The sequence below is a fragment of the Frankia gtarii genome, assembly GCF_025403375.1.
GTDB lineage: Bacteria > Actinomycetota > Actinomycetes > Frankiales > Frankiaceae > Frankia > Frankia gtarii.
On sequence record NZ_JAMPTM010000029.1, the window covers coordinates 1 to 25,536 of the forward strand.

17 protein-coding genes and 1 pseudogene are annotated in these 25,536 nt (G+C 71.8%); 12 read left to right on the forward strand and 6 right to left on the reverse strand.

Annotated features, from left to right (window positions below; genetic code table 11):
- Positions 1 to 278: hypothetical protein (locus NBZ83_RS07160; RefSeq protein ID WP_261574581.1), on the reverse strand; the 278-nt coding region annotated here is incomplete at its 3' end.
- Positions 279 to 1,124: 846 nt separating this feature from the next.
- Between NBZ83_RS07160 and NBZ83_RS07165 the strand changes: the two genes are divergently transcribed.
- The 3 genes from NBZ83_RS07165 to NBZ83_RS07175 all read left to right on the forward strand — a co-directional run bounded on the left by NBZ83_RS07165 (position 1,125) and on the right by NBZ83_RS07175 (position 9,126).
- Positions 1,125 to 4,187 carry a hypothetical protein gene (locus NBZ83_RS07165; protein WP_261574582.1) on the forward strand — a complete coding sequence of 1,021 codons (3,063 nt, stop codon included), beginning with the start codon at positions 1,125 to 1,127 and terminating at the stop codon, positions 4,185 to 4,187.
- A gap of 121 nt (positions 4,188 to 4,308) precedes the next feature.
- A complete protein-coding gene (locus tag NBZ83_RS07170; protein ID WP_261574583.1) occupies positions 4,309 to 5,628 on the forward strand; it encodes a hypothetical protein in 1,320 nt (439 codons plus the stop codon).
- A 30-nt stretch (positions 5,629 to 5,658) separates the two neighbouring features.
- Positions 5,659 to 9,126: an AAA family ATPase gene (locus NBZ83_RS07175; RefSeq protein WP_261574584.1), complete on the forward strand. Its 3,468-nt coding sequence runs from the start codon at positions 5,659 to 5,661 to the stop codon at positions 9,124 to 9,126.
- 103 nt (positions 9,127 to 9,229) lie between these two features.
- Here the strand turns inward: NBZ83_RS07175 and NBZ83_RS07180 are convergent, their stop codons facing one another.
- Positions 9,230 to 11,482, reverse strand: a complete 2,253-nt coding sequence (locus tag NBZ83_RS07180; RefSeq protein WP_261574585.1) for an Hsp70 family protein — start codon at positions 11,480 to 11,482, stop codon at positions 9,230 to 9,232.
- A gap of 428 nt (positions 11,483 to 11,910) precedes the next feature.
- Here NBZ83_RS07180 and NBZ83_RS07185 point away from each other — a divergent pair, with 428 nt between their 5' ends.
- From NBZ83_RS07185 to NBZ83_RS07205, 5 genes are all read left to right on the forward strand, one after another.
- On the forward strand, positions 11,911 to 12,276 hold the full coding sequence (locus NBZ83_RS07185) for a hypothetical protein (protein WP_261567483.1): 366 nt from the start codon (positions 11,911 to 11,913) through the stop codon (positions 12,274 to 12,276).
- Between the two features lie 32 nt (positions 12,277 to 12,308).
- Positions 12,309 to 13,712: a hypothetical protein gene (locus NBZ83_RS07190; protein WP_261567484.1), complete on the forward strand. Its 1,404-nt coding sequence runs from the start codon at positions 12,309 to 12,311 to the stop codon at positions 13,710 to 13,712.
- 109 nt (positions 13,713 to 13,821) lie between these two features.
- Complete coding sequence (locus NBZ83_RS07195) at positions 13,822 to 15,009, forward strand: hypothetical protein (protein ID WP_261574586.1); 1,188 nt, start codon at positions 13,822 to 13,824, stop codon at positions 15,007 to 15,009.
- 274 nt (positions 15,010 to 15,283) lie between these two features.
- Positions 15,284 to 17,602 (forward strand): hypothetical protein, encoded by a 2,319-nt coding sequence (locus NBZ83_RS07200; protein ID WP_261574587.1) that lies wholly within the window; start codon positions 15,284 to 15,286, stop codon positions 17,600 to 17,602.
- A gap of 94 nt (positions 17,603 to 17,696) precedes the next feature.
- Positions 17,697 to 19,004, forward strand: coding sequence for a right-handed parallel beta-helix repeat-containing protein (locus NBZ83_RS07205; RefSeq protein WP_261567487.1), 1,308 nt, complete (start codon positions 17,697 to 17,699; stop codon positions 19,002 to 19,004).
- A gap of 6 nt (positions 19,005 to 19,010) precedes the next feature.
- Here NBZ83_RS07205 and NBZ83_RS07210 read toward each other — a convergent pair whose 3' ends face one another.
- Positions 19,011 to 19,550 carry a sigma-70 family RNA polymerase sigma factor gene (locus tag NBZ83_RS07210; protein ID WP_261567488.1) on the reverse strand — a complete coding sequence of 180 codons (540 nt, stop codon included), beginning with the start codon at positions 19,548 to 19,550 and terminating at the stop codon, positions 19,011 to 19,013.
- Positions 19,551 to 19,741: 191 nt separating this feature from the next.
- On the opposite strand from NBZ83_RS07210, the pseudogene NBZ83_RS34490 reads away from it, so the two are divergent.
- The 4 genes and pseudogenes from NBZ83_RS34490 to NBZ83_RS07230 form a co-directional block, all read left to right on the forward strand.
- Positions 19,742 to 19,813 (forward strand): annotated as a pseudogene (locus NBZ83_RS34490) (helix-turn-helix domain-containing protein); the annotation flags it as partial.
- 65 nt (positions 19,814 to 19,878) lie between these two features.
- Positions 19,879 to 20,658, forward strand: coding sequence for a transposase (locus NBZ83_RS33275; protein ID WP_261567489.1), 780 nt, complete (start codon positions 19,879 to 19,881; stop codon positions 20,656 to 20,658).
- Between the two features lie 568 nt (positions 20,659 to 21,226).
- Positions 21,227 to 22,408 carry an ABC transporter substrate-binding protein gene (locus tag NBZ83_RS07225; RefSeq protein WP_261567511.1) on the forward strand — a complete coding sequence of 394 codons (1,182 nt, stop codon included), beginning with the start codon at positions 21,227 to 21,229 and terminating at the stop codon, positions 22,406 to 22,408.
- A gap of 250 nt (positions 22,409 to 22,658) precedes the next feature.
- A complete protein-coding gene (locus tag NBZ83_RS07230; RefSeq protein ID WP_261567490.1) occupies positions 22,659 to 23,573 on the forward strand; it encodes a hypothetical protein in 915 nt (304 codons plus the stop codon).
- A 44-nt stretch (positions 23,574 to 23,617) separates the two neighbouring features.
- On the opposite strand, the gene NBZ83_RS07235 is transcribed toward NBZ83_RS07230, so the two are convergent.
- The 3 genes from NBZ83_RS07235 to NBZ83_RS07245 form a co-directional block, all read right to left on the reverse strand.
- Entirely contained in the window at positions 23,618 to 23,863 is a 246-nt protein-coding gene (locus NBZ83_RS07235; protein ID WP_261574588.1) for an acyl carrier protein, read from the reverse strand.
- A gap of 148 nt (positions 23,864 to 24,011) precedes the next feature.
- On the reverse strand, positions 24,012 to 24,215 hold the full coding sequence (locus tag NBZ83_RS07240) for a ferredoxin (RefSeq protein WP_261555736.1): 204 nt from the start codon (positions 24,213 to 24,215) through the stop codon (positions 24,012 to 24,014).
- Between the two features lie 67 nt (positions 24,216 to 24,282).
- Positions 24,283 to 25,485 carry a cytochrome P450 gene (locus NBZ83_RS07245; protein WP_261574589.1) on the reverse strand — a complete coding sequence of 401 codons (1,203 nt, stop codon included), beginning with the start codon at positions 25,483 to 25,485 and terminating at the stop codon, positions 24,283 to 24,285.
- Positions 25,486 to 25,536 lie beyond the last annotated feature (51 nt).

The following is a 25,536-nucleotide window of genomic DNA, read 5'->3' on the forward strand; positions in this document are numbered from 1 at the left end:
GGGTGCGGACTTTTGGGCCTGGCGATCTGACGGCGTCCCAGCGCGGGCGGGTGGATCGACTCGCGGAGCGGATCGTGCAGGAGGCTGTGCGGCGGGCTCGGGCGGGGCAACCGGCTCTGGTGGTGCATCTGGAAGGCGGGGGCAACGGCCGGTTGCTTGATTCTGGTCGTGCGGTGCGGTCCGGCCGTTACCGTGCGCGGGCCGCCTGGGGGGTACTGGCGCCGGTGCTGGCGCAGCGGCTGGTGGCGGTCGGCCTGCCGGCTGACGCGGTGGGTCATCTGACGCGTACGCGGGGTGTGGGGCCGACGTCCGCGCCGAGGCCGGGGGAGGCGTCTCGGCGTGGGACGGGTGACCAGTCTCAGGATCGTCGTCGGGTAGTGATCTGGCTGTCCGAGGACCCGACGGTTCTCCCGCCGGTCATCCACGAACCGGCCATCCCACCGCCGGCGCCGGAACCGACACGACCGGAAACCAATGACGCGATCACGTCCGACCCCCACCCCAGTCCCCGCCAGGAGACCGCCACGCCGCCGCCGGCGCCGGCACCGCCCGCGCGGGAGTCCGAGCCGCCCGAGCCCGCGCTGGAGTCGGAGCCGCCCGCGCCGGAGCCGGAGCCGGAGCTGGAGCCCGAACCGGAGCCGGAGCAGTCTGATTCGAGGTTCGCGGTCGAGGTGGAGGATCTGCAGGGTCCACCGGATGTGCCGCCGATCGGGCATCTGCGGCTGGTCGACGGTGCGGACTCAGATTCCGTATCTGCTGAGGAAGGCCCGGACGAGGTCGGAACGGAAGTGGCCGCACCGACGTCCCCGGTCGATGCGCCGGACGTCGGCGCCCCGGAGCCCGGGCCTGCATTCTCCGGACTCGAGGAGTCCGACCGTGGAGTAGACGAGCCCGGGGCTTTTCACGGCGACGATTCGGACCGTGATAATCCCGACCGTGACAATCCCGACCGTGACGATTCGGCCCGTGACGATTCGGACCGTGATCCTTCGGACCATGGCGATTCGGACTGGTCGGACTCTCGTTCCGAGGATTCGGATGCGGGTCCCCGTGAAGAGGCTGCACCCAGACCCGCTGTGTGGTTTGAGGATCTCGGTGTTCAGGCCGATGTGGATCGGGGGCTGGTGGTTGCCGAGGGTCTGGAGGAGTTCGCGGCCGGGCTGGTGGGCCGGCCGTATCTGACGTCTCTGTTCCTGCGGCGGATGGAGACCGGCGAGCTGGGCGTCGCACCGCGGGCAGGTGGCCCGCTGAGACCGGTGACCCTCGATGAGCTGCGCACGATGTTGGGGGCGGCGGGTTGGCGGGGCGGGCCGATTCAGGTGTGGGCGCCGAGCGAGTCGGCGGGCGATCCGGCCCAACCTCATGACATGACTGTGGATGAAGAGCCCGGGAGCGAGGGGTCAGGCTACGAGCGGTCGGGTTACGAGCGGTCGGGCTACGGGGGGTGGGAGAGCGAGGAGTCGTCGTTCGGGGAGCCGGTATTCGAGGGGTCGGAGAGCGTGCCGCCGGAGAACGAGGAGCCGGCGGCCGTGGCGCTCCAGGGGCAGTTGCGGGGGTGGGCCGCGGATCTACGGACGGAGTTCTGGCTGCCGTCGAGTGGCGGCGGGCAAAGGGTGGTGGAAGGCCGGCTGACTCTTGTGAGGGGCGGCTGGCGTGCAGTACGCCCGCCTAAGATTCAGGGCGAGCGTCGGCTCACGCCACCGCTGTGGCTGGAAGTCTCGATGGAGGGTTTCCTGGAGCCGGCTTCCTTGAATGATGTGGTGGTTCTGGCCAACGGTGCTGCCTCGTTGACGTTGAGCAGATATCTGGACCAACTTCCCTTCCTGCGGGCTCTGGACCGACTGGACGCCGGAATCATCGAGCTGGTGCTTCCTCGGTATAGAGGAGGCGTCGGAGCTTTCATCGGCAGCAGCGTAAGGACCCCGCTGTTCGAGGAAACCGTAGATCATGTCCGGCCTGCCTCCTTGCCGCTGCTCCTGGAAATGGCCGGTTACCAGGGTGGGTCTGATCGCCGGGCGGTCAGGTTGTGGACTCCGGGTGGTCCGGGCAGTTCGGAGCAGACGCTGCGCAACGTCATTCGTACCGACGTGCTGGTGCTCCCGGTGAACAGCCACGGCGAGTTCGACGAGGCGGGCGGCGGCCCGCGGGCCGTGGACGCGGACGGGGAGCCGACCTCGTGGCGGGTGTTCGGTACTCCCGTGGATCGTGGTGTGCACAGGTGGGAGTCGGCTGGCGGGGTGGCCCGGCCGCGGGTCGGCGACGCGGTGGCTCGCACCGAGGCTGGACTGGTCAGCCTCGTCGACGACGGCGCCTGGGCCGTGGCCATGGCCACGGATGAGGGCCGAGCCCGCAACGACGTCTTTGCGGTGGCAAAGTTCAGGATCCGGCGTGATGCCGCCGGTGACTTCCAGTTCCTCAGCGCCCGCTCGGACGGGTCGTTCCGTGCACTGTCACCCGAGCAGATGGTCGACTTTCTCGAGCTGCGCGGCTGGCAGCGGGATCGGCAGGCGCTGGCAGTCCTGAATCCCGCCGATGATCAGCTCACTGTGGAGTCGTCCGCGGCGGCGTGGGAGCAGGTGGGTCGCGCCGCCGGTGCGTTCGTGTTCGGGCCGGCGGCCGGCAACACCGCTGCGTTCCTGCCCGGGCGTGGGCTCGTGGCGGTCGGGTCGGATCGGAGCCCTGGGTCCTGGGAGGTGCTGTACGCGCCGGGCGGTGCGGCGGCGCCTCTGGTGACCGACCCGCTGGGGCGCCTGTGGCCGCCGCAGGCGCCCGCGTGGATGACGATGGCGGCCGGTGGCCTGGCGGCGCCCGATGACGGAATGGTCGGGCGGAGCCTGCAGCAGTACACGGCCAGCGCCAGAGAACTGAACTATCCGGAGGAGTTTCAGCTGGACCTTCCGGTGATGCAGGATGGCCGCCTCGGCGTGACGATCGGTTCCGGCGAGGTGCGTCCTCTCGACGAGGTCGGGCCGGCGGCGGTCGCCGCTGCCGCCGTCGCCGCCGCCGCGCAGGCGACGTTTCCCGGGCCGATCGATGCCGTGAGTCTGTGGACGCCCCCGCCCTCTTTCCCGGCCCCCCAGGTCTTTCTGCGCGATGTCGAACGTCTGGCCGCTGCTTTCGGACCGGACATCCGTTTCAACCTGCGGACCGTGGCGCCGGCGATCCTGCCGTCCGAGTCACCGGACGGGCCGGGGATATCGAGGCCGCCGAAGAATGGGACCAGAATCATCGACACCGGCAATCTCGATGCTGGGGATGACGCCTTCGGGGTGTGGGGGTTCGATGCCCGGCTCGGTGAGTCCGGTGCGCCCGAGTTCGTGGTGCAGGAGTGGGTCGGGACGTCTCGCACCCTGTCGCCGACCGAGATGCTCGACTACCTGATGGACCAGGGGTGGCGGCCGGGTCAGCCCATCGTGGTCGCCGAGACGCTGCGGGACGACCGGAGCGGGCCGGACGAACTGTCCCACGACACCGTGACCCGACTGGCATGGAGCCGCGTCGGGGAGACGGCGGATGTCTTCGTGTTCGCGCCGCCCCTCGCGGAGGATGTCATCCAGATCGCCGGCTACCCGGTCCTGGCGAACGGTGAACGGCAGTGGGAGATCGTACACGCACCCGCTGGTCGGCCGGTCCCGCTGGTCACCGACGGCGTCGGTCGGTTGCGGGTGCCCGACGCGCCCGCGTGGCTGACCATGGCCGGCAACGGGCTGGCGGCGCCCACCGCCGCCATGCGGAACAACCGCGACCGCTACCAGAGCGCCGATCAGGGTTACCCGGACGACGTCTTCCAGCTTGATCTTCCGCTGTTGCCCGACGGTCATCTCGGCGTGGGATTTGGGGACGGTACCGCGCACCGGTTCGACGAGGTCGGGGTGGATGCGGCCCTCCACGCGGCATGGCAGGTTGGGGAGCGGCCCATCAATGCGGTGTTGCTGCGGACCGAGGCCCCCGCAGCCGAGAACCAGTACGCGGCCTTCCGCGGCGACGCGGTGCGATTGGCCGCCGCGTTCGGCGAGCCGGTCATCCTGATCCGTGCCCGTCAGGGCGCCGGCTTCGATGGCAACAGCCTGCAGGAAGCCGTCGCGGCGGTCATGGGCCAGCCCTCCCACGAGGGCCGCATTCTCGCCGAGGGGTTGGAGGTGATCTTCCCGCCCGAGTCGCCGGGCGGGTCCGCGGCCGAGCAGTAGGGCGCGGTGAACCGTCCGACGCCCCGGCGCCGTGTCCTCGACAGGGGCCCGCCGCCGTCGCAGCCGCGACGACGCGGCCCGGCGAGCACGGATCACAGGCGCGGAGGTGGAGTTGACCCAGGTGGGAAGTGCAGACGCTGCCGAGGTCGGCGAGGTCGGCGAGGTGACAGTCGCCGTCGAGGCGACTGTGATCAGTGTCGAGGACGACGCGGCCATGATCGACGCCTGGCATCGGGCGCTGCTCGGACTCGCGGGCTACCTGCCGGACGCACTGATCAGCCAGGCGCGTGACTGGCTCGCCGCGGGTCGGCGGCTCGACCTCGCGCAGGCGGTCGCGTTCGCCGTGGCCGCCGGCCAGCTCAACCGCGGGGGCGCGGAGATCCTGCTGGCCCGGGCGGAGCTGACCGCCGCCGGGCGGGACAGCGACGTGGTCGGCGTGCTGGATGCGCAGCCGCTCGGCGAACGGCTGCCGAGCGCCTGGCGATTCTGTTCGACCGCGAGCGAGCGGGGGCCGGCGGCAGCGCTGCCCCTCGACCTGACCGCTGCGGATGCGGCGGTCGCGCTGGACACCGTCGACGCGGCCATCGTCGAGGCGGTCGGGGCCGAGCCGGGCGCCGTCGGCCTGTGGCGGACCTGGCGTATTCCGGCCGCGGGCTCGTCCTGGCCGGAGCCGAAGCAGGTGTTCGTCGTCACGGCCGAGCCGGACCCGGCGGACCCGGCGGCTGCTCTGGCGGTCTCGACGGCCCCTCCGGGCCTGGCGGGCCTGGCGGGCCTGGCGGCGCGGTTGCAGGCCGTGCTGCTGGCCGCCGGCGAGCCAGCACCGCAGGTCGAGGTGTGCCCGGCGGGCGAGGAACCGTCCCCTTACCAGCGCCTCGCGCAGATGTCCGGAGCCCTGCTGTGGGCGCGTGAACCCGCCGCCGAGGTGTCGGTGGCCCGGACTTTCGACGAGGTCGACCCGGTCGAAGGTCCCCGGTTCACCGCGGACCGGCCGCGCATCGACGACCTGCGGCATCGAGATGACCTGCTCGACTATCTGGACGCCGGGGTGCCGATCCTCGACTCGTCCTCGTTGATGTCCGACGTCCTCGACCCGGCCCGCGGCGAGGTGGTCCCCATGACGTTTCGCACCGACGGCCGGTGGGTGTGGACCGACGCTGCCAGCTACTACCTGGACGAGTACGGCATCGCCCCCGATCCGGACCTGAGCCGGCACGTCGCCGAGGTTCAGGGCCCGGGGTCCGACCCGTCGCTGGCGGTTGACGAGGTGGCCCTGCACCGGGTGCTCGCGCATCTGTTGAACCCGAGGCAGGAGGAGGGGGTGTGGGTCGTGCCGCAGATGGGGGTGGCGCTCCTGGACGAGGAGCCCCACCTGGACGAGGAGCCCCACCCGGACGGGGAGCCTCTGGATGAGGAGCCCCGCTCCGCCGCCGACGCTTCCTGACCTGCCGGGCGAACGTCCAAGGAGTCAGTCATGACCGCAGCCGTCCTGTCCGTCTCCGCCACGGACGCCGAATGTGTGACCGCGATCGGGCGGGCGATCGTGGCGGCCGGGCCCGGGGACACCGTGGCGATCCGGCCCGGGGTGTACCGGGAGTCGCTCACCTTCACCCGGGACGTGGTCCTGGTCGCGGAGGAGGGGCCGGGTAGCGTCGTGATCGAGGTGCCGCCCGGCTCGGCCCTGCTGTGCGCGGGCGGCGACATCCGGCTGCGGGACCTGACCGTGCGCGGCGGAGACGGGGATCTGCCCCTGGTGCAGGTGGCCGGCGGGCGGCTGGGGATGGACAACTGCCTGCTCGAGGCCACGGCGGCGGCGGCCATGCACGTGCGCGGAGGGCAGGTCCGGGTGCGCGCCGGCCGGATCGACAACGCGAACGGTCCCGGGCTGGTGGTCGACGCCGGCGACGCCGAGTTCACCGAGGTCACCCTGGCAGCGAACGGCGGGCCCGCCCTCGTGGCGGCGGGCGGCGCGGCGCCGACGTTCCGGCGCTGCACCTTCACCGGCCTCGACGGGTTCGGTGTCGTGGCGACCGGGACCGGGTCACCGCTGATCGACGCCTCCCGGATCGGCTCGGCGAGCAGCGTCGCCGTCCTCGTGCAGCAGGAAAGCCGGCTGCGGGTGACCGACTCCCGCCTCGACGGCGGCCCGGTCGACCTCTACGTCGCCGACCAGGCCCAGCCCACCCTCGAACGCTGCCGGCTCGGCGAGGTGACCGGCCACGGCGTGATCACCGTGGACCAGGCCGCGCCCATCCTCACCGAGTGCCTGATCGAGAAGCCGGCCGGCCACGGGTTGCACGCCACCGGCCGGTCGGCCGCCGAGCTGCGGCACTGCGTCGTGCGGGCCAGCGGCGCGGCCGGGGTGGTCGCCGACGAGGCGGCCCGGCCGGTTCTCACCGGCGGCGAGATCGCCGACTGCGGCGACGTCGGCGTCCTGCTGCTCGGCGAGTCGGCGGCCCGGCTGCGCGGCGTCCACGTGCACGGCAGCCCGATCGGGGTGTCGATCGAGGGCTCGGCCACACCGCTGATCGGGGGGCTCGACCTCAGCGACGTCACCTACGGGCTGCATGCCGCCGGCGGTGCCGGCCGGTTCGAGGACGGCCGCGTGCGCGGTGCCCGCCGGGCTGGGGCGCGCCTGGCCGGTGCCGCCACGACCGAGCTGCACAACTCCACGTTCGCGCAGTGCCGGATCGGCATCGAGATCACCGCGGCGGCGCGGCCCGCGGTCGTCGGCGTCGAGGTCGACGGCGCGCGCGACGCCGGCATCCTGGTCCGCGACGGCGCCCACCCGACCCTGTCCCGCATCCGCGTGCACGGCACGGCCGGGCCGGGGATCGTGCTCGAACCCGGCACCCAGGCGACGGTCTCCGACGCCGAACTCGTCGGCAACGCCGGGCCCGGGGTGCTGGTGGAGACGAACCGGCCGGTCGTCATCCAGGGCGGCGTGATGCGCGGCAACGGCGGCGACGCGGTGCAGACCGCGACGCCGACCACCGAGCTGCGCATCAGCGGCGTCGAGACCGGCCACAACAACGTCCAGGTCACCCCGCAACCGGCCGACGGCCCGCATTCCCCCGCGGGGGGTGACCCGACCCGGACGCAGGACCCCTCCCCGCCGCCCGCGTCGGGGAACCCCGCGGGTGCACCGCCCACCGCCGATCGGCCCACCGCCGACCCGCAGGGGGATTCGGGCGGCCCGGTCACCGTCCAGCGCGAGCATTCCCGCCCGGACCCGGGCTCCGCCGGCGGCGGGCCGGCCACCGACCCGCCGGACGGTTCGAACCCGGTGACCGCGCTGTTGGCGGAGCTGGACGCGCTGGTCGGCCTGGGGGGCGTCAAGCGGGAGGTAGCCACGCTCGTCGGGCTGCACCAGGTGGCGAAGCGACGCCAGGAGGCCAGGCTGCACGCCCCGCCGATGTCGCGGCATCTCGTCTTCGCCGGGCCGCCGGGAACCGGCAAGACGACCATCGCCCGGCTGTTCGGGAAGATCCTGGCCGCCCTCGGGGTGCTGCCCGGCGGGCAGATGGTGGAGGTCGCCCGCGCGGACCTCGTCGCGGAGCATGTCGGCGGGACGGCGGTGAAGACCACCGCCAAGTTCGAGTCGGCGCTCGGCGGCGTGCTGTTCATCGACGAGGCCTACACCCTGTCGCCGACGGACGGCGGCGGTCACGACTTCGGCCGGGAGTCCATCGACACCCTGGTGAAGCTGATGGAGGACCGGCGCGACGAGCTCGTCGTGGTCGTCGCCGGATACTCGCCGCAGATGCGCACCTTCCTTGCCGCCAACCCGGGCCTGGCCTCCCGCTTCTCCAAGACCATCGAGTTCGAGAGCTATTCGAGCACGGAGCTGGTCACGATCGTCGAGCGGCTCTGCCGCAAACATCACTACGCGCTGGAGTACGAGACCCAGCAGGCCCTGCGCGGGCATTTCGACACCCTGCCGAGGACGGAGACCTTCGGCAACGCCCGGGCCGCGCGCCAGGTGTTCGAGGAGATGCTGGGCCGCCAGGCGTACCGGCTGGCCGCCACCCCGGACGCGCCGGAGCTGGAGCTCGCCAGGCTGCTGCCGGAGGACCTGGCGGAGACCGCGGCCCGCGGGCGCGACGCGGCGGCGGGTCAGCGCCAGGTGGTCGATGCCCTGATGCAACGGCTCGACGCGATGATCGGACTGGACGAGGTCAAGCGCGAGGTCGCCGACCTGGTGGATCTCATCGCCTCGGCCAGGGCCCGTGCGGAGGCCGGGCTGCCGGCCCCGTCGATGTCGCGCCACCTGGTCTTCGCCGGGCCGCCCGGGACGGGGAAGACGACCGTGGCCCGGCTGTACGGCGAGCTTCTCGCCGCGATGGGCGTCCTGCGCACCGGGCAGATGGTCGAGGTGTCCCGCGCCGACCTGGTGGGGCAGTACGTCGGCCACACCGCGGTGAAGACGACGGAGGTGTTCAACTCCGCCCGCGGCGGCATCCTGTTCATCGACGAGGCCTACGCCCTGTCCTCCTCCGGCGGCCAGGGCAACGACTTCGGCCGGGAGGCGATCGACACGCTGGTGAAGCTGATGGAGGATCACCGCGACGAGATCGTCGTCATCGCCGCCGGCTACACCGGCGACATGGTGCAGTTCCTGGCCAGTAACGCGGGGCTGGCGTCCCGGTTCAGCCATCAGATCCGGTTCGCCTCCTACTCGGCGGACGAGCTCGTGGCGATCTTCGAGAATCTTGCCCGAGCCGGTGGCTACGAGCCGCACGGCGGCACCCTGCAGGTTCTGCGCAAGCATTTCGACGCGCTGCGCCGGGACGAGACGTTCGGCAACGGCCGTTACGCCCGCCAGCTGCTGGACAAGGCCGTCACCCGGCAGGCGAGCCGGTTGCGCAGGATGCCCGACCCGACCGTGGACGACCTGCAGAACCTGCTCCCGGGCGACGTGACGGCGGCGCTGGCCCGTTAGTTGGCGTTCTATACCTTCACGTGGACGGCGGGCAGGTCCATCTCACCGGCATCATGACGCGCCGGGCCGGCGACGGGTTCGCCGCGTTCCTGCGGGATCCGGGCTAGCTGCGGGTCCAGTGCTGGTAGTCCCCGCCGTTGCAGTCCTGGGTGTAGAGGCGTCCCTGCCCGTTGCTGTCGAGACATTCGCCTGTGGCCACGTTGGTGAACTGGTAGCCGACCGCGTTGGCGGCGGTGCGCCAGACAAGCATGGTCTGGCCGTCGCAGGTCGTGCTGAACACTGTTCCCTGATACCTGGTGCCGTCCGAGGCGGGATTGGCGCGGGCTCCCGCGCACCGGCTGGTCGCCAGGTCCTTGAGCTGGTATCCGCCGCCGACCTGGACCAGCGTCCATCGCTGGTAGTCGCCGTTGTTGCAGCCCATCGTGTAGGCGGACCCGGAATCATTGCTGTCCAGGCACAGGTGGGTCGCGACGTTGAGGAAGGTCCAGGTGGTCGACGGCGGTTTCGCGGGGGCGGCCGTGGCTCGTGCCGCCGGCGCGGCGGCCGGAGCCAGCGGTGCGGCGGGGGCGGCTTTCGGCGCGGCGAGCGCAGCCTTCGGCGCGGCGGCGAGACCAGCCTTCGGTGCGGCGGCGAGACCAGCCGGCGGCGCGGCCGCCGACGGCGTCGGTCGTGGGTCCGCCTTGTGCGGGCCGGGTTGGTTGCCCGAGGTGGCGGCGCCAGATGGGCCGGCCGCCGGGATGGACAGGGCCGGTGCGGTGCTTGCCGGCGGCGGCGGCGACGACGTGACGGTCGGGGCGCTGGTCCGCGCGAGGGGCCTCGGGGACGGGCTGGCCGGGCGCTGCGTCACCTGGTCGGCGACGGAGGTGGCCAGGCCGGGTGCGTCCGAGTCGGTGACGTGCACGAGCACCGCCGTCACCATCGCCGCCGTGAGGACCGCCAGGAGGCCCACGGCGCCGGCGAGGATGTGCCGACGCCGGCGGGCACGCGCCCGCTGCGCCGGACCGGCCGCCGCGGCCGAGCCCCCGTTCCCGTCTCCGTCTCCGTCGCCGTCGTCCCATTGGCGGTCGGGAACCCCGCCGCCGGCGCCCGCCGGGTTGTCGGAGCCGGCCGAGTCGTCGGGTCCGGAGGGATCATCGGGTCCGAAGTGATCATCGGGACCGGGTGGGCCGTCGAAGCCGAACGGGTCGTTGGGGTCGGGCCGGCCGTCGAAGCCGGGCGAGCCGTCGAAGCCGGGCGAGCCGTCAGGACCGGAGCCGCCTGCGTGCGCACCGGCCTCGGCCTCCGTCCTCGGGGGGAGCAGCGCGGCGGCGATCCGGGCGGCGCCGAGCGCCACGACGTGCTTGGGATGCGCGTCGACGATGGTGGGGCACTGCAGAGCAGCCTCGATGGTCCGGGCCACCGCCGGTATGCGGGAGGAGCCGCCGGCCAGCAGCACCCCCGACAGATCGCCCGCCTTGACCTCGGCGGAGCCCAGTGCACGATGCAGTGCCTCGACGGTGGAGGCGATGGCAGGCCGGATCATCTCCTCGAACTGCGCCCGACCGAGCTTGACGTCCCGGCGTGCACCCGGCAGGTCCACCGGGATGACTACTTCCTCGTCGGCGGACAGGGCCTCCTTGGCCAGGACACATTCCTGGCGTAGCCGCGACAGTGCCACCGCGGTGTCGCGGTCGCGGGGATCGGCCGCGGTGACGGCGCCGTCGAGCTCCCGGTCGACGTGATGGAGGATCGCCTCGTCGAAGTCGGCGCCGCCCAACCACTCGATGCCCTCCGGAACGCCGAGAACCCGCGCCTCGCCCGCCTCCATCCGCAGCACCGCGGCGTCGAACGTGCCGCCGCCGAGGTCGTACACGGCGATGACGTCGCCGTCCGACAGCCGCTGCCCGGCGGCGTAGTAGGTCGCCGCGGCCACCGGTTCCGTCACGAGCGGCACGTCGGTCAGGCCGGCCAGCCGCGGGACCTCGTCGAACTGTTCCAATCGATAGGGCCCCCACACGGCCGGCCGAGTGAGGACGATCCGCGCCGGCGGCGATCCCTGCAGCCGGATCGCGCTGGCGACCGCGTCGCGCAGGACGGCGGCCAGCAGCGCGGCCGGTGAGTATGGGGCGTCGCCGAGAAGCACCGGCGTCGGATCACCCAGGCGACGTTTGAACTCGCGCGCCGCGCGGTCGGGTTCCCGCAGCGCGCGGCGATCAGCGGCGTCCCCGGTCAACAGGCGCCCGTCGGGGCCGGCGTGGACGATCGTCGGCACGATGATGCTGCGATTACCGAGGCTGACCATCTCGGTTCGGCCGGTCCATCCGATTGCCACCGCGGTAAAGGTGGTCCCGAGATCGATTCCGAGGCCGTACGTCACCGTGCCGGACTCCACCGGGATGTGCCGATCGATCGCATGGTTCCTCCCGAAATGTCCCCCCCAGCAAAATACCCCTGGTAAAGGGCGAGGTCCAGCGCTACTACTTCCGATTGATCGCCGCAGCGGTGTGATGTATCCAGGAAGGGCTTCTGAGCTGCGTGAACTCCGTCGGAAGGGGCTGCTTTCGCGCGAAACCCGGGAGATCGCCCGAGATTGCGAATGGCTGTTTGTCGCCTAGATTTTACCCGTCGGTCACCACAATGCCGGCTGCTGCTCCTGTATGGGGAGGAGCCGTCGAGGATCTCGGCGCGAGGGTGACCGCCCTGGCGGGGAGCTGCCACCAAAGTGGTGACGCCGCGCGGCGCGGCGCGGCGCGGTGAACCGAGGAGGCTCGCCTCGCGTGTAGCGAACATGGGACGAGGACTGCGGTGAGCGCCGTCATTGGGTTCGACTCGACCAAGTACGATCAGTTGATCGCGCAGGTGGGGAAGATCCTCCAGGACTTCACGGACGGTGCCGCCGGTCCGCTCCCGCTCAACGGCGATCTCCAGCTACAGCCGGCCGGGCAGAGCTGGCAGCCCGCCGCCGATCTGGTCGCCGCGGGCAAGGCCCGGTTCGGCGAGATGGGCAAGCGCAACGACGATCTTTCCGGCTCGCTGACCGACCTGCAGGCGGCCCTCGTGCAGGCCCGGTCGATCTTCAACGACACCGAGGATCTGGCCGCGGTCAGCGTCGAGGAGTTCCAGCAGGCCGCGGGGCCCCATGCTCTGCACCGGATCGAGGGCGGTCAGTGAGTGATCCGCCGCCGCTGACCGACTTCGCGGCCGTGCTGGCGGCCGTCACCGGTGTTCAGGTGGATTTCCACGCCGCGGCGTCCCCGGCAGGCGGCTGGTTCACCTTCGGCGCGGCCGGCTGGTGGACCTTCGCTCCCTTCGGCACCCCGGTGCTGACCGTCGGTCTCAACACGCAGGCGATGGCGGACTGGGCATCCGCGACGGGGGCGGTCACCGACATCGCGGACGAGTTGGCCGCGGGAACCCTGGGCCTCATGGACGTGCGGCGGCTGTGGGACGCGGAGCAGACGGCCCGCCTGCACACCGACCATGTGAGCGCCGCGGCCGGCGACGCGAGGACCGCCGGCATGTTGTTCGGAGCCGACGAACCGACCACCAACGGAAACGCCGCCGACATGATCGCCGGCACCGTGAAGGGCTTTGCAAGCAGCGTGGATGGCTATCACACCGCCCTCGCCAATTCACCCTCCATCGCCGACTCGTTGCACAACGCGGGGATGGCTCTCGCGAGCTTCGGGCGGGACCTGGCCAAGGCCTACCAGGACTCGGCTCTGGGCAACATGCCGGTGGACTGCGTGAACAGCCTGTCGGCCAATCTCCAGAACTATTTCGCCACTCATCCGATGACCTCGCAGAACATGGCGCAGGTTCTTGCCGCCTACTCGACGCAGGCCGGTGGTGGGCTCCTGGCCGGTATGACGGACTTCGGTGGCGACCTGACGCAGCCCGCGGTCTGGAACTCCGCCAGCTCGGCCATCAGCACTGCGATCAACTCCGGGATCGAGGAGCTCGATGCCAGGGCGGCCAGTCTGGCGACCACGCTGGGAAAGGCGTATCAAACCACGATCGACAGATTGAACGCCGGCCTGGCAGGCGTCGCGCGGACGAGGGTCATGGAGTCGAGGAAGCCGGTGGAAGGTGAGCAACCGCGCGCCCGTGACTCGATTCCGCAGCAGGGCGAGGCGGGGCAGCTGAACAGGAGGGCGGGTCACCCGCTTACGGCGGGTCTGGCGGGCAACGGTGAGACGGAGCGGGCTGAGAACCTGACGAAGCCTTTGCACGTGGCGGGTCCGGCGGGCAACGGCGAGTCGGGGCGGCTTGCGCGGAGGCGGCCGGCGTATTCGGCGGATCCGTCGTTGAACCCGGGTGAGTCGGAGCGGCTTGTGCGGGAGCGGCCGGCGTATTCGGCGGATCCGTCGTTGAACCCCGGTGAGTCGGAGCGGCTTGTGCGGGAGGAGCCGGCGTATTCGGCGGATCCGTTATTGAACCCCGGTGAGTCGGAGCGGCTTGCGCAGGAGCTGCCTGCGTTCTCGGCGGGGGTTTCGGACCCGGTGCAGCCGGCCCTGCCGGCGCTGGAGCTGTCGGGTCAACCGCTGGAGCCCTTTGAGCTGGAGGAGCCGCTGCATCCCCTGGGCGGGGCGCAGCAGCTGCCGTGAAGCCGCTGATACGGGACGACGCGTCGTAGTTGGAGTCGCGGATGCGGATTGACGGGCAGCCGTTGGAGCCGAGTGCCTGAGGTGGGCTCGGGCGAGTCTGGAGGTTCAGGTGACGCAGGTTCAGGTGGCCGTGGAGGTGCCGGTGGCGCAGGCCGCGGCGGAACCTGCGCGGGCGAGTGTCGACGTCGTCCCGCAGGACGAGTCGCTCATCGACGCCTGGCATCACGCGCTGCTCGGCCTCGCCGGATTCCTGCCGGATGAGCTGATCACACAGGCGCGCTTCTGGCTGGCGCGGGGCCGGCTCCTCGACGTGGCCCGGACGATCGCGCTCGCCGCGGCCGCCGACCAGCTCGGCGTCGGCGGCGCGGAGGTTCCGTTGGCCGAGGTGGAGCTGCGCAACGCCGGGGTCGGTGACGGACTCCTGGCGGCCCTGGCGGCGCTGCCCACCGGCGAGCGTCTCCCCTCGACCTGGGAGTTCCGTTCCGGCGACCACGACGATGACGGGACGCCCGCGTCCCTGCCCATCGATCTGACCACCGACGCGGTCGAACTGGCCGAGGTCGAGCGTGCGATCCTCGCTGCCGCGTTGGCCGAGCCGGACGCCGCCGGCCTGTGGCGAACATGGCGGGTTCCGGCCGCGGGCGCAACCAGGTCGGCGCCGAAGCGGGTCTTCGTCGTCACGGTCGAGGAAGGTGCGCGACCACCGGCCGCCGTGACCTCGCGGCTGCAGGCCGCACTGGCCGACGCCGGTGAGCCCGACCCACAGGTCGAGGTGAGCATCGTGGGCACCGCCACGCCGACGTACCAGACCCTGGCCCGGATGTGCGGCGCGCTGCTCTGGTCGCGCGAGCCGCCTGTCACCGTGTCGGTGGCCAGGGCGTTCGACGCGGCCGACCCGCTTGCCGGCCCGCGCTTCGCCCCCGACCGGCCCCGGATCGCCAACGCGGCCGTCCGGGCCCGCCTGCTCGGCTACCTGGACAACGGCGTTGCGCTCTTCGGCGCGTCCTCGCTCCTGCCCGACGTTCTCGATCCGGCCCGTGGGGAGGTCGTGCCGCTGACGTTCCGCACGGATGGTCGGTGGGTGTGGACCGACGCCATCGGCTACTACCTGCGGGAGTACGGCATCGCGCCGGATCCGCGTTTTCGGCGGCACCTGGAGCACGGCGAACCGGCCGAGCGGATCGACGAGGTCGTCCTGCACCGCGTGCTGGCGATCCTGCTGGGTCGGCGGCGCGAGGGCGAGCAGGCGTGGGTGCTCCCGTCGACCCGGGAAACCGCCGGTCCGGGCGCATCATGACCGTGCGGCGCCTCGGCGCGGACCGGGATGGGCCGCGCAGCGGTACGAGACCGGATGCGTCATGAGTCCCTCCACCGATGTTCTCGTCCCGGCCGACAGTGTCGCCGAGCCCGGGCGTCCTGCGGCCTCCGGTCGTCCCGCCGACTCCGGGTATCCCGCCGGGGCGGGGCGTCCCGTCGAGCCCGGGCGTCCCGTCGAGATGACGAGGGCAACCGAGCCTGTTCGGGATCCGCATCCCCGGCTCCCGTGGAGGGACCGGCCGGACGACGCGGTCTTGGACGACGCCGCCTCGGAGGAGTTGGGCCCGGCGGAGACGGGCCCGACTCCCGGCGACCGGCCAGAGGCTGGTGCGGCGTCCGTCGAGTTCGACGCGGGATGGCGGTTGCCCGAGGCGATCGTGGGATGGAGCGCCGCCGGCCGGCCGGTGCCGCGGCTGTCGGCCGAGTCGGCCGCCATGCTGCGGGATCAGGCCCGACCCGCGCGCAAGACCCCCTCGACGGAGCCGGTGGATCCGATCGTGGCGCGGCTTCTCGAGGACACCGTCGCCACCGCCGCCGGCCGGTTCCTCGAGCCGGACCTGGCCGGACCGATGGGCGCGATGCTGGCCCCCGCCGGCATGTTCACCGTCCACCTTGGCATCGACTCGACAGGTTTCCAGATCGACGCTCACCCCGCACCGCCCGCGCTCCTGGCGCGGCTGATCCATGCCTGCCCCGAATGGCGCGGCCGGCCGCTGCTGCTCATCCCGCATCCGCAGCCGGCGCCGAACCGGCTTGCCGCCCTGATCCGTGCGCTACTCGACGACCTCGGAGTTCCGGTGTACACGGCGGACGCCGGGGTCCTGCTGCTATCGGGCGCAGCGATCACCGGCGCATCGTTCCTTCGTTGGGGCGTGCCGGCGCGGGGGCGCGGCGCCGCCCCGGTCGCCGTCGGCCCATGGCTGCCCCACGGTGGCCTGCCGGCAGCGCATGGGGGTGAGGCCGAGGCTGTGCCGGTTCGTGGGGCTGTGCCGGTCGCCGGGGTCAGGCCGGTTCCCGAGGCCGAAGCCACGACGCTTGCCCAGCCGGTGCCGTTGCCCGCCGTTCTGGCCCTGCCGACGGCGGGCGGCCCGTCCGCCCCCGGTCCGATGCCCGTGGCCGTCCGGCGCGTCCTGCCCACGGTGACACCCCGGTCTCCGCTGGTCCCCACCGTCCGGGTGCCGGAGTCCCCGATCCCCGCGTCCCCGATCCCTGGGTCTCCGCGTCCTGCGTCCCCGAGACCTGGCGTTGCGCCGCCGGCGTCCGCGGCCGGGGGATCGCCTCAGCCTGCGCCGTCGCAGGACGCAGATCGGGCGGCACCGGTGCTCCACCCGGACATCGGGGCGCAACCCGTCTCGCGCTGGTACCAGCGGGTGCCGCGCGGTGAGGCACCCGTCGTTTCCTCGCCGGCGACGCTCGGTTCCGGAGCGGACAGGGTTGCCCCCCATCGACCGGACCTGGCCGCGGCGGTCCTGCGCTCCGGGCCCGGTGGCGCCCCGCCTCCCCGCGAGCCATCCGGCGTCCCGTCCGTCAACGGGGCTGGTCGCGTCCAGGGCGCGGTCCGCGTCGCCGTTCCGACGACTGCCGACAGCCGCGTCGCCGACGGCCGCGTGGGGCGGCCCGGCCGGGGCGTTGCGGGCCTCGCTCAGAACCTTCGGCCCTGGCTGGCGGTGCGGCCGCGGGTAGCGGTGGAGGACCGCGAGCGGCTGCGGACGCTGCTCGGATGGCGCTACGAGACGCATGCGCGCGCTGTGATGAGCGCTCTCGCCCTGCAACCGGGCCTGCGGGCGGGCACCGGGACGAATGACCTGCTGGCCGGGCTGGTCGCGGTCCGTGCCTACCTCTCGGCGGCGGGGCGGCCCGACGCCACCGGACGGTCGGTGGATGCGGTGCTGCGCGGCGCCGAACGACGGCCGGACGAGGACGGTCTGGTCCTGCTGGCCCGCTGCATCCAGGCCGGCCTTGGGCGGCTACCGGCCGTGGTGGGTCCGGTGTTCCGCTCGGCAGCTCCGAGCCCGGGGCTGGTCGGTCACCACCGGCCGGGGGACGTGCTGGTCGAACCCGCCTTCCTTGCGGTATCGACCGCGCCCATGGAGCTGCCGGGACCCACCGTGGAGTATGTGATCTGGTCCTCGACGGCCCGCCGGACGACGTGGCTCGGCGCGGACGCCGCGCCCGGTGGTTCGTCGAGCGATGCCCTGTTCGTCGCCGGCACCCGGTTCGTCGTCCTCGCCGTCGACGCCGTCGACGGCGTCCCCGGCGCATTCGGCGGCCCCAGGGGCCCCAGCGCAGAGCGAGGCCGCCCCGGCGCCGACGAGACCCCCACGCGGGTCCTGCTGCACGAGGTGGTCGGCGGTCGCGTCGACGCCGCGATGGGGGAACGCGCGCTCGGCCGGCTGCGCGACATCCTCGCCGGCCGGCCTCCTGCCGCGAGCGGGGCGGGTGCCCCCGGCGGTCCGGACGGTGCGCTGTCCGAGCGGCTGCGGTTCGCCATCGGCGTCGGCGAGGACGGCCGCTCGTTCGCGCCCGACGGCGCCCGCCCTGCCGACGCTCCCGAACCCGTGGCGACCACATGATCTGCTGCCCACCCGCCCCCGCCGCGACCGGCGTGACCTGGCCGCGCGCAGGCCTCGCCGCGACCCCGCCCGGCCAGGTCTGTGGGAGCCCGCGATGACCGCAGCCGTCCGCCGCGCCTTCGCCGCGCAGGCCGGAGGCGGAGCGCGGCTCGCCCGGGCGCTGGCCCTCGCCGCCCCGGGCGCCACGGTGGCCCTGCCCCCGGGCGTGTACCGGGAGGCGCCCGCGATGACCCGGGCCGTGACCGTCGAGGCGCAGGATGGCCCGGGCAGCGTCGTGATCGAGGTGCCGCCCGGCTCGACCCTGCTCGTCGCCGACGGGGAGATCAGGCTGCGGGGCCTGGTGATCCGGGGCGGCGGCGAACGGCTGCCGCTGATCCGAGTCGTGGGTGGGCGGTTGCGGATGGACGGGTGCGAGCTGCGGGCGACCGCGGCGATGGCGCTGCACCTGCACGGCGGGCGGACCCGGATGTTCGGGGGCCGGATCGGTAATTCCGCCGGCGCCGGGGTGGTGGTCGAGGCCGGCGTCGCCGAACTCGTCGGCGTCGCCCTGGCGGGCATCGGTGGTGCCGGTCTGATCGTCTCGGGCGGGGCGATGCCGATCCTGCGCGGCTGCGCGTTCACGGACGTCGAGGGCGTCGGTGTGCTGGCCGCCGGGACGGGAGCGGCGCTGCTCGAGCGCTGCCGGATCAGCTCGCTGTCCAGCGCCGCGGTCCTCGCCCGGGAGGACTGCCGCCTGCGGATCGTCCGTTCGCTGGTGGAGGGCGGTCGGGTCGGCCTCTACGTCGCCGACCGGGCCCGGCCCACCGTCGAGAACTGCCGGTTTCGCGACACCGCCGGTCCGGCGGTGGTCACCGTGGACCGGGCCGCGCCGAGCCTGGTCGAATGCGTGGTCGACAGCCCCGCCGGCCACGGGCTGCACGCCTCGGGGCGGTCGGCCGCCGAGATCCAGCGCTGTGCGGTGCGCGGCAGCGCTGCGGCGGGGGTCGTCGTCGACGGGGGCGCCCACCCGACCTTCCTTGGCGGGGAGATCGCCGGCTGCGGTGACGTGGGGGTCCTCCTGCTCGGCGGCTCGACTGCCTGGTTGGACGGCGTCCGGGTGCACGGCAGCCCGATCGGGGTGTCGATCGAGGGCGCCGCCGCGCCGCGGCTGGTCGGGCTCGACATCGGCGACGTCGACGACGGCATCCGGGTGCGGGATTCAGCGCATCCGCGTCTTTCCCTCAGCCGGGTGCACGCCACGTCGGGCGCCGCACTGGTGCTCGGACCCGGTACCCGGGCCACGGTCACGGACACCGAGCTGGTGGGCGACCGAGGGCCCGTGGTTCCGGTTCCGGTTCCGGGTTCGGATCCGGAACCGGATCCGATGGCGATCCCTGCCGGCCGCACCGCGTCCCGGACCTGACGCGCCCTACAGCACGGTCAACTCACCCTGCCTGCGCAGGGTCCGCAGCGCGTAGTGCACCCGGCTCTTCACCGTCCCCTCGGGGATTCCGAGGGCCGTCGCCGCCTGCGCGCAGGTGCGGTCCCGCAGGTAGACCTCGACGAGGGCGGCCCGGTGCTCGGGCCAGATCCGAGTCAGCGCCGCCTGCACCGTGGTCGCGAGCAGAACCGACTCGGCGTGGTCCGGCTGTGTGGGGACCTCGGCGTGCTCCGGCGCCAGTTCAAGCTCGGTGGGCCGGGCCTGGCGTCTCCGGTAGCCGTCGACGACGAGGTTGTGCGCCACGCGGCGCAGCCAGCCGTGGACCGATCCGCGGTCGGGGGTCAACCGGTCCAGGTGGTGCCAGGCTCGGAGGAAGGTCTCCTGCACGACGTCCTCCGCCCGGCCGCGATCGCCACCGGTGAGCTGGGTCGTGTAGGAGAGCAGGGCGGTCCGGTGCAGGCGCACGAGCTGGTCGAAATGGTCATCCGCCAGCTGTGGTTCCGGGTTGTTCGCAGGCGATTCCGTCATGCAACGACCGTCGCCGTCCGGCGTTTCGCTCGATACCTGGCGTTCCCTACGAACCTGGGAGAGAACCCGCTCCGGTGGGAGGGCTATCCCTACCCCGCCCGGTCGGCGCCGGCCGCACCCGGTGACCATGAAAGCGGGCGTACCGCTACCGGTTCTATCCGGATCCGGCGCGGTCCGCGCAGCTTGCCGCGACGTTTGGTTGTGTCCGCTACGTGTACAACCGGGCGCTCGCCGAGCGGTCCCGGGCGTGGCGGGAGGAGTAGCGCCGGGTCACTCATGCCGAGACCAGCAGGATGCTCACCGGGTGGAAGCGGGATCCGGAGACGCTGTGGTTGACCGGGCCGTCGAAAGGCCCGTTGCAGGCGGCGCTTCGCCATCTCCAAGCGGCGTTTGTGAACTTCTGGGCGAAGCGGGCCGGATTTCCGTCGTTCAGGAAGAAGGGTCGGACCGTCGACGCGGCGACCTATTTTCGGAACTGTTTCACCTACCGGGACGGTCAGGTCAGGTTGGCGAAGCAGGGCCGGCCGTTGGACATCGTCTGGTCGAGGCCGCTGCCCGACGGTGCGGTGCCGTCACAGGTGACGGTGTCACGCAACAGCCGCGGCCAGTACCACCTGTCGATCCTCGTCGAGGAGACCGTGGCCAGCCTGCCGCCGGTGGACGTGAGCGTGGGGGGGTCGACGCGGGGATCACCGCGCTGGTCGCTCTGTCGACCGGGGAGAAGGTCACCAACCCGAAGCATGAGGAAGGGGACAGCGTCCGGTTCGCCCGCGCGCAGCGGAACCTTGCCCACGAGCAGAAGGGTTCGAGGAATCGGGCGAAGGCGCACGTGAGGGTCGTCCGGATCCATGGTCGGATCGCCGATCGGCGCCGGGACTCTCTGCACACGTTGTCCACGAGGCTGATCCGCGAGAACCAGATGAATTGGCGCCCCCGGGCGGCGGCGGACCTGGGTCTCCTGCCCTGGCGTCGAGCGGCAGAGCTGTGCGTTTCGCCAGGCCATCGACGTGTTGTCGACCGCGCCTACCCACCCGGCACTGACCCCGGCGGCGCGGACTCGCTCGCGGATCCCTCCCCGGGCCGCGACGCACGCCACATAATCACTTAGAGTGATTAAGTTATCATAGTACGGAGCTTTTAACCACCGTGGCGACCCGGTTGTCGGCGGATTGTCGCCGGTCGGCTTCGAAACGGGCTGCGTGGCTGGCCACGGTCGGGGGACCCCCGGAATTCATATCCCACATCCCGCCCTACATATCAACATGGGAAGTAGTGGAGTCCACCTTTCAACCCGAGTCTGTCAACAAGCAAACGATTTTGTTCGGGCGGTTTGTGGTCTGGTAGAGGTGACTCGGATCGGCAGGGGTGCGCCCCTTGCTTTTTGATCCGTACGCCTTCCCTGCTAGGCTTCCGCCGAAAGATTTTCGAAGATCTGTTCGGGAGATGGGCAGCATAAAAACTGTCATGTGGGAACGGCGTCTTCAGATCGCCTTGGATCGGTAGATCGGTGGCGCAGGAATGTCCGGTCGATGTCGTGGCGGGACACCATGGATCAGTTTTCTCTCGGCGGGTGGGAATACCGAGGCGCAGGCTTCGCCGCGCCGGTTCAGTAAGGCCTAACAACAGTCGAGAGGTGGCTCATGCGGGTGTTGCGGACGAGATTTGCTGTGGCGGTTATGGCGGCGGCGACAATGCTGGTGGCCTGTAGCTCCGGTGGAGTCTCGGATGCTTCGCAGAAGGGGGCCTGCGCGCCGGGGGTGACGAACGACTCCATCAAGGCGGGGATCCTCTATCCCGACACCGGGGTGATGGGGACCCAGTTCTCGGGCTACCGGGCCGGTGTGACCGCCCGGTTCGCGGAGCAGAACGCCGCTGGCGGCGTCGACGGACGAAAGATCAACTACATCTGGCAGGACGACCAGTCCGACTCCGGGGGCAGTCTCCAGGGCGCGCGGACCCTGGTGGGCGAGGGAGCCTTCGCCGTCCTGGAGTACACCTCGTTCTCCCAGGGATCGGCCCAGTACCTCGACGATCAGCACATTCCCGTTGTCGGGGTGGCCGACCAGCCGCTGTGGGGTGATCACGACAACATGTTCACCTACACCTTCGTCACCGACGCCGGCCGCAGCACGACGACCCTCGCCGACTTCGTGCGCCAGCAGGGTGGCACCAAGGCGGCGCTGGTCGTCACCTACCTGACCGAGGCGTCCAAGCTGTATGCGGCGGGCGTCCGGCAGAGCCTGGAGAACGCGGGCATCCCGGTGATCCAGGATGACATCGACTCCACCAATGCCACCGACGTCGCCCGGAAGATCATCGGTGCCGGCGCCGACACGGTCATCGCAGCCTCGCCGCTGGATCTCTACACCGGCGTGCTCGACGCGGCAGTGAGCGCCGGGCACCCCGTGAAGGTCGCCGTCTCGGCGGTCAGCTACGACCCGCGCGTGGTCGCGGCCTACGGCAAGCGGCTCGTCGGCACCTACTCCCAGCTCACCTTCGCCGCACTGGAGCGGAACCTGCCCGCGCAGCGCCGGTTCCTGCAGGCGATGGCCGCCTACTCGCCCGAGATCCAGCCGGCGGGCCAGAACAGCGCCATCGCCGGCTACATCAACGCGGATATGTTCATCCGCGGCCTGAAAACCCAGCAGGGCTGCCCGACGCGGGAATCGTACATGCGCGGCATGCGATCGATCACCGACTACGACGCCGACGGCATGATGGTGCAGAAGATCAACATGACCGCCGACCACGGGGAGCTCGACCGCTGCTCCGACTTCGTGCGCATCGCCCCCACCGGCGACCGCTTCGAGGTCGTCAACCCGCAGCCGCTGTGCGGGCAGCGCATCGGCAACGGATAGCAGCCGGGACGTGGGCCTGGTCGGTCCTCCAGCGCCCGGCGCTGGCAGGGTCGACCAGGCCCACCTCGTCGATCAGGAGCCTGGACCCCGACTCCGAGGGCGACAGCCAACAGCCGACCATGCCGGCCCCCACCCGGGGGAGGCATGGACATCCCCTCGATTATGTCATACTAAATGATCGAAGGGGTCGGTGAGGGCCTGGCGATCGCCTGATCGGGTCCAACCGGCAGGCGAGCGGAGGCGATGATCGATGAGCACGGACAGGAACGCCGGAGACCCATACGCGTTACGGGACAGGATTCTGACGCTCGATCCCGTCGAGCATGCCCGCGAGATCACCCATCTTTTTCACCGCGACTTCCAGCGGGCCCTGCTGCCACAGATCGCGACCGGCTTCTTCGCGACGATCTCGCCGCCCCGGATGACCCGGATCCTGATTCGCACCGGTGAACTCGAGTTCCGTAACCGCAAACGGCTGGTGGATCAGATGCTCATCCACCACGAGATGCTCACCCACGGATTCGTGCCGGGTCGGGGGCGCGACGCGCTGCGGCGGATGAACGAGATGCACCGCAAGTACGCGATCACCGCGGAGGACTTCACGGCCGTGTCGGTCGAGACCACACTCGGCCAACTCACTGCGGCCCGGCAGTACGGGTGGCGGGAACTCACCGAGCATGAGGTGCTCGGCGTCGTCGAGTTCGAGCGCGTGCAGGCCCTGCACATGAACATCCGGGACGTGCCCGCCACCGTCGAGGAGATGGTGGCCTTCCGTGACGACTACTTCGCCCGACAGGTGCGGTTCTCGCCGTCGAACAGGCGGCTCGCCGAATCCGCGCTCCGGCTGCTGGCGACCCTCGTACCGGCGCATGTCGCACCGCGAGTCGAGAAGGTCATGATGAGCCTGGCCGATCCCCGCATCGTCGCGGCCCTGGGCTACGACTACCCCGACGCCGCCTACCGGGAACGGGTCCACCGCGCGACGCGCGAGCACGCGGCCCGAGACGCCACCGACAAGCGGGCACCGCAGGTCGTCCTCGACCTGATCGCGAGCGTCTACCCCGACGGCTACGAGATCGACCGGCTCGGCACGCATCTGCGTTCCGACGAGCAGCCGGATGGGCGGCGGGACCACGCCGTCCCGCCGCCCATGTGTCCGGTGTGAACGTGGCACCCGGGCACCGAGGGTGACTCGGCGCCCGCGTGTACCTACTCGAGCGGCAGGGCTGCGCGTTCGGCCAGGCCGTCGGCCAGCGCGGCGAGGGTGGCGTACTGCCAGACGAAGTTGCCGGGCAGGCTGATGCCGAGAGCGGGTTCGAGGCGGGAGCGCAGTTCGAGCGCGAGCAGCGCCAGGACGCGGTCGGCCGTGCTGCGGCTCGCCGCGTGCCGGGCCATGAGGACCAGCGCTGAGCCCGCCGCGGTCGCCGCGACCACGACCACCTGGAGGATCAACACCTGTCCGGCGATGCTTCGCCGCCCGAGCACCGCCGAGAGGGACCGGCTCGACGGCGGGGGCTTTCTGGCGAAAGACGTCACCGCGGCACCGAAAGAAGAACGAAGGCCCTGTCACCTTCGGGTGAAGAAGCGGTGGACGTCGCGCAGGTCAGTCCTCCAGCGCGCGCAGCGCCGTCGCCGGGCAGCGGGCGACCGCCTGGCGCGCGGCGTCGACGCTGGCCGGATCGACCGGGTGGACCTCGTCGACCAGCGGAGCCACGAGGCCGTCGTCGTCCTGGTCGAAGACCTCCGGCGCCGTCATCACGCAGTTTCCGGCGCCGATGCACCGGTCTCGATCGGCCACGATCCGCACGACTGCACTCCTTCCTCGCCGATCCTCGATCCTCATCCCCGGCCGCGGCCCCGGCGGGCCGCGGCCGTCACCAGGTGACGGGCAGTGCCTGCAGTCCGTGGATCACCGAGTAGGGCCGGAAGGCGATCTGCTCGTACGGCACGGCGAGCGCGAGGCCGGGGAAGCGTCGCAGCAGCGCAGGGTAGGCGATCCGCAGCTCCAGGCGGGCCAGCGGCGCGCCGAGGCAGTGGTGCAGGCCGTGACCGAAGGCGACGTGCCCGGTGGGCTCGCGGGTGATGTCGAGGCGGTCCGGATCGTCGACGAGCGCCGGGTCGCGGTTCGCCCCGGGCAGCGCGAGGACGACGTGTTCCCCCGCCGCGATGGTGCTCCCGGCGATGGTCACCTCCGTCGTCGCCGTGCGCGGGATGCCGGCGTGGACGATGGACAGCCAGCGCAGCAGTTCCTCCACGGCCGGTTCGACGCTGGCCGGATCGTCGCGGACCCTGGCGAGCTGGTCGGGGTGGCGCAGCAGCGCCAGGGTACCCAGCCCCAGCATGTTCGCGGTCGTCTCGTGGCCGGCGAGCAGCAGCAGGGAGGCGATCCCGACGAGTTCCTCGGCGCTCACGTCGTCGCCGTGCTCGCGCACGAGCATGCCGAGGATGTCCTCACCCGGCTCGCGGCGTGCCCGTTCGACGAGGGTGGCCATGTAGGCGCGGCTGGCCTGCTGTAGGGCGAGGCGGCGCTCGGGCGGGTGGCTGGCGTCGAGCTGGTCGACGGTGCGCCGCTGGAAATCCGCCCGGTCGGCGTACGGGACGCCGAGCAGCTCGCAGATGACCAGGGACGGCACCGGCAGGGCGAACGTCGAGACCAGATCGGCGGGTCTGCCGGCCCTCTCCACGTCGTCGAGGGCCGCCTCGACGATCTCGACGATCCGCGGCCGCAGGGCGCGCATGCGGCGCACGGTGAATTCCGGTGTGAGCATCCGGCGCAGCCGGGTGTGCTCCGGCGGGTCGTAGGTGAGGAGATTTCCCACTCGAGCCCGCGCGTACTCCTGCTCGGTCAGCCCGGCGGCGTCCGGGGGCGTGAGGGCATGCCGGTCGGCGGTGCTGAACCGCGCTGAATCGGAAAGCACCTCCCGAACGTCGTCATAACGGCTCACCAGGTGGGCGGACACGCCGAAAGGCGTCACCACCGGGCAGACGCCCGCGTTGTCGCGGACCTCGCCGAGTTCGTCGATCGGATCGAACTGTGCGCGCCGCATGTGCAGTGGTATTTCCGATACTTCGGTCATCACTTCTCCGCTCTCCGCCGATCGCGCTGAACGTGACGACGACAACGTTAC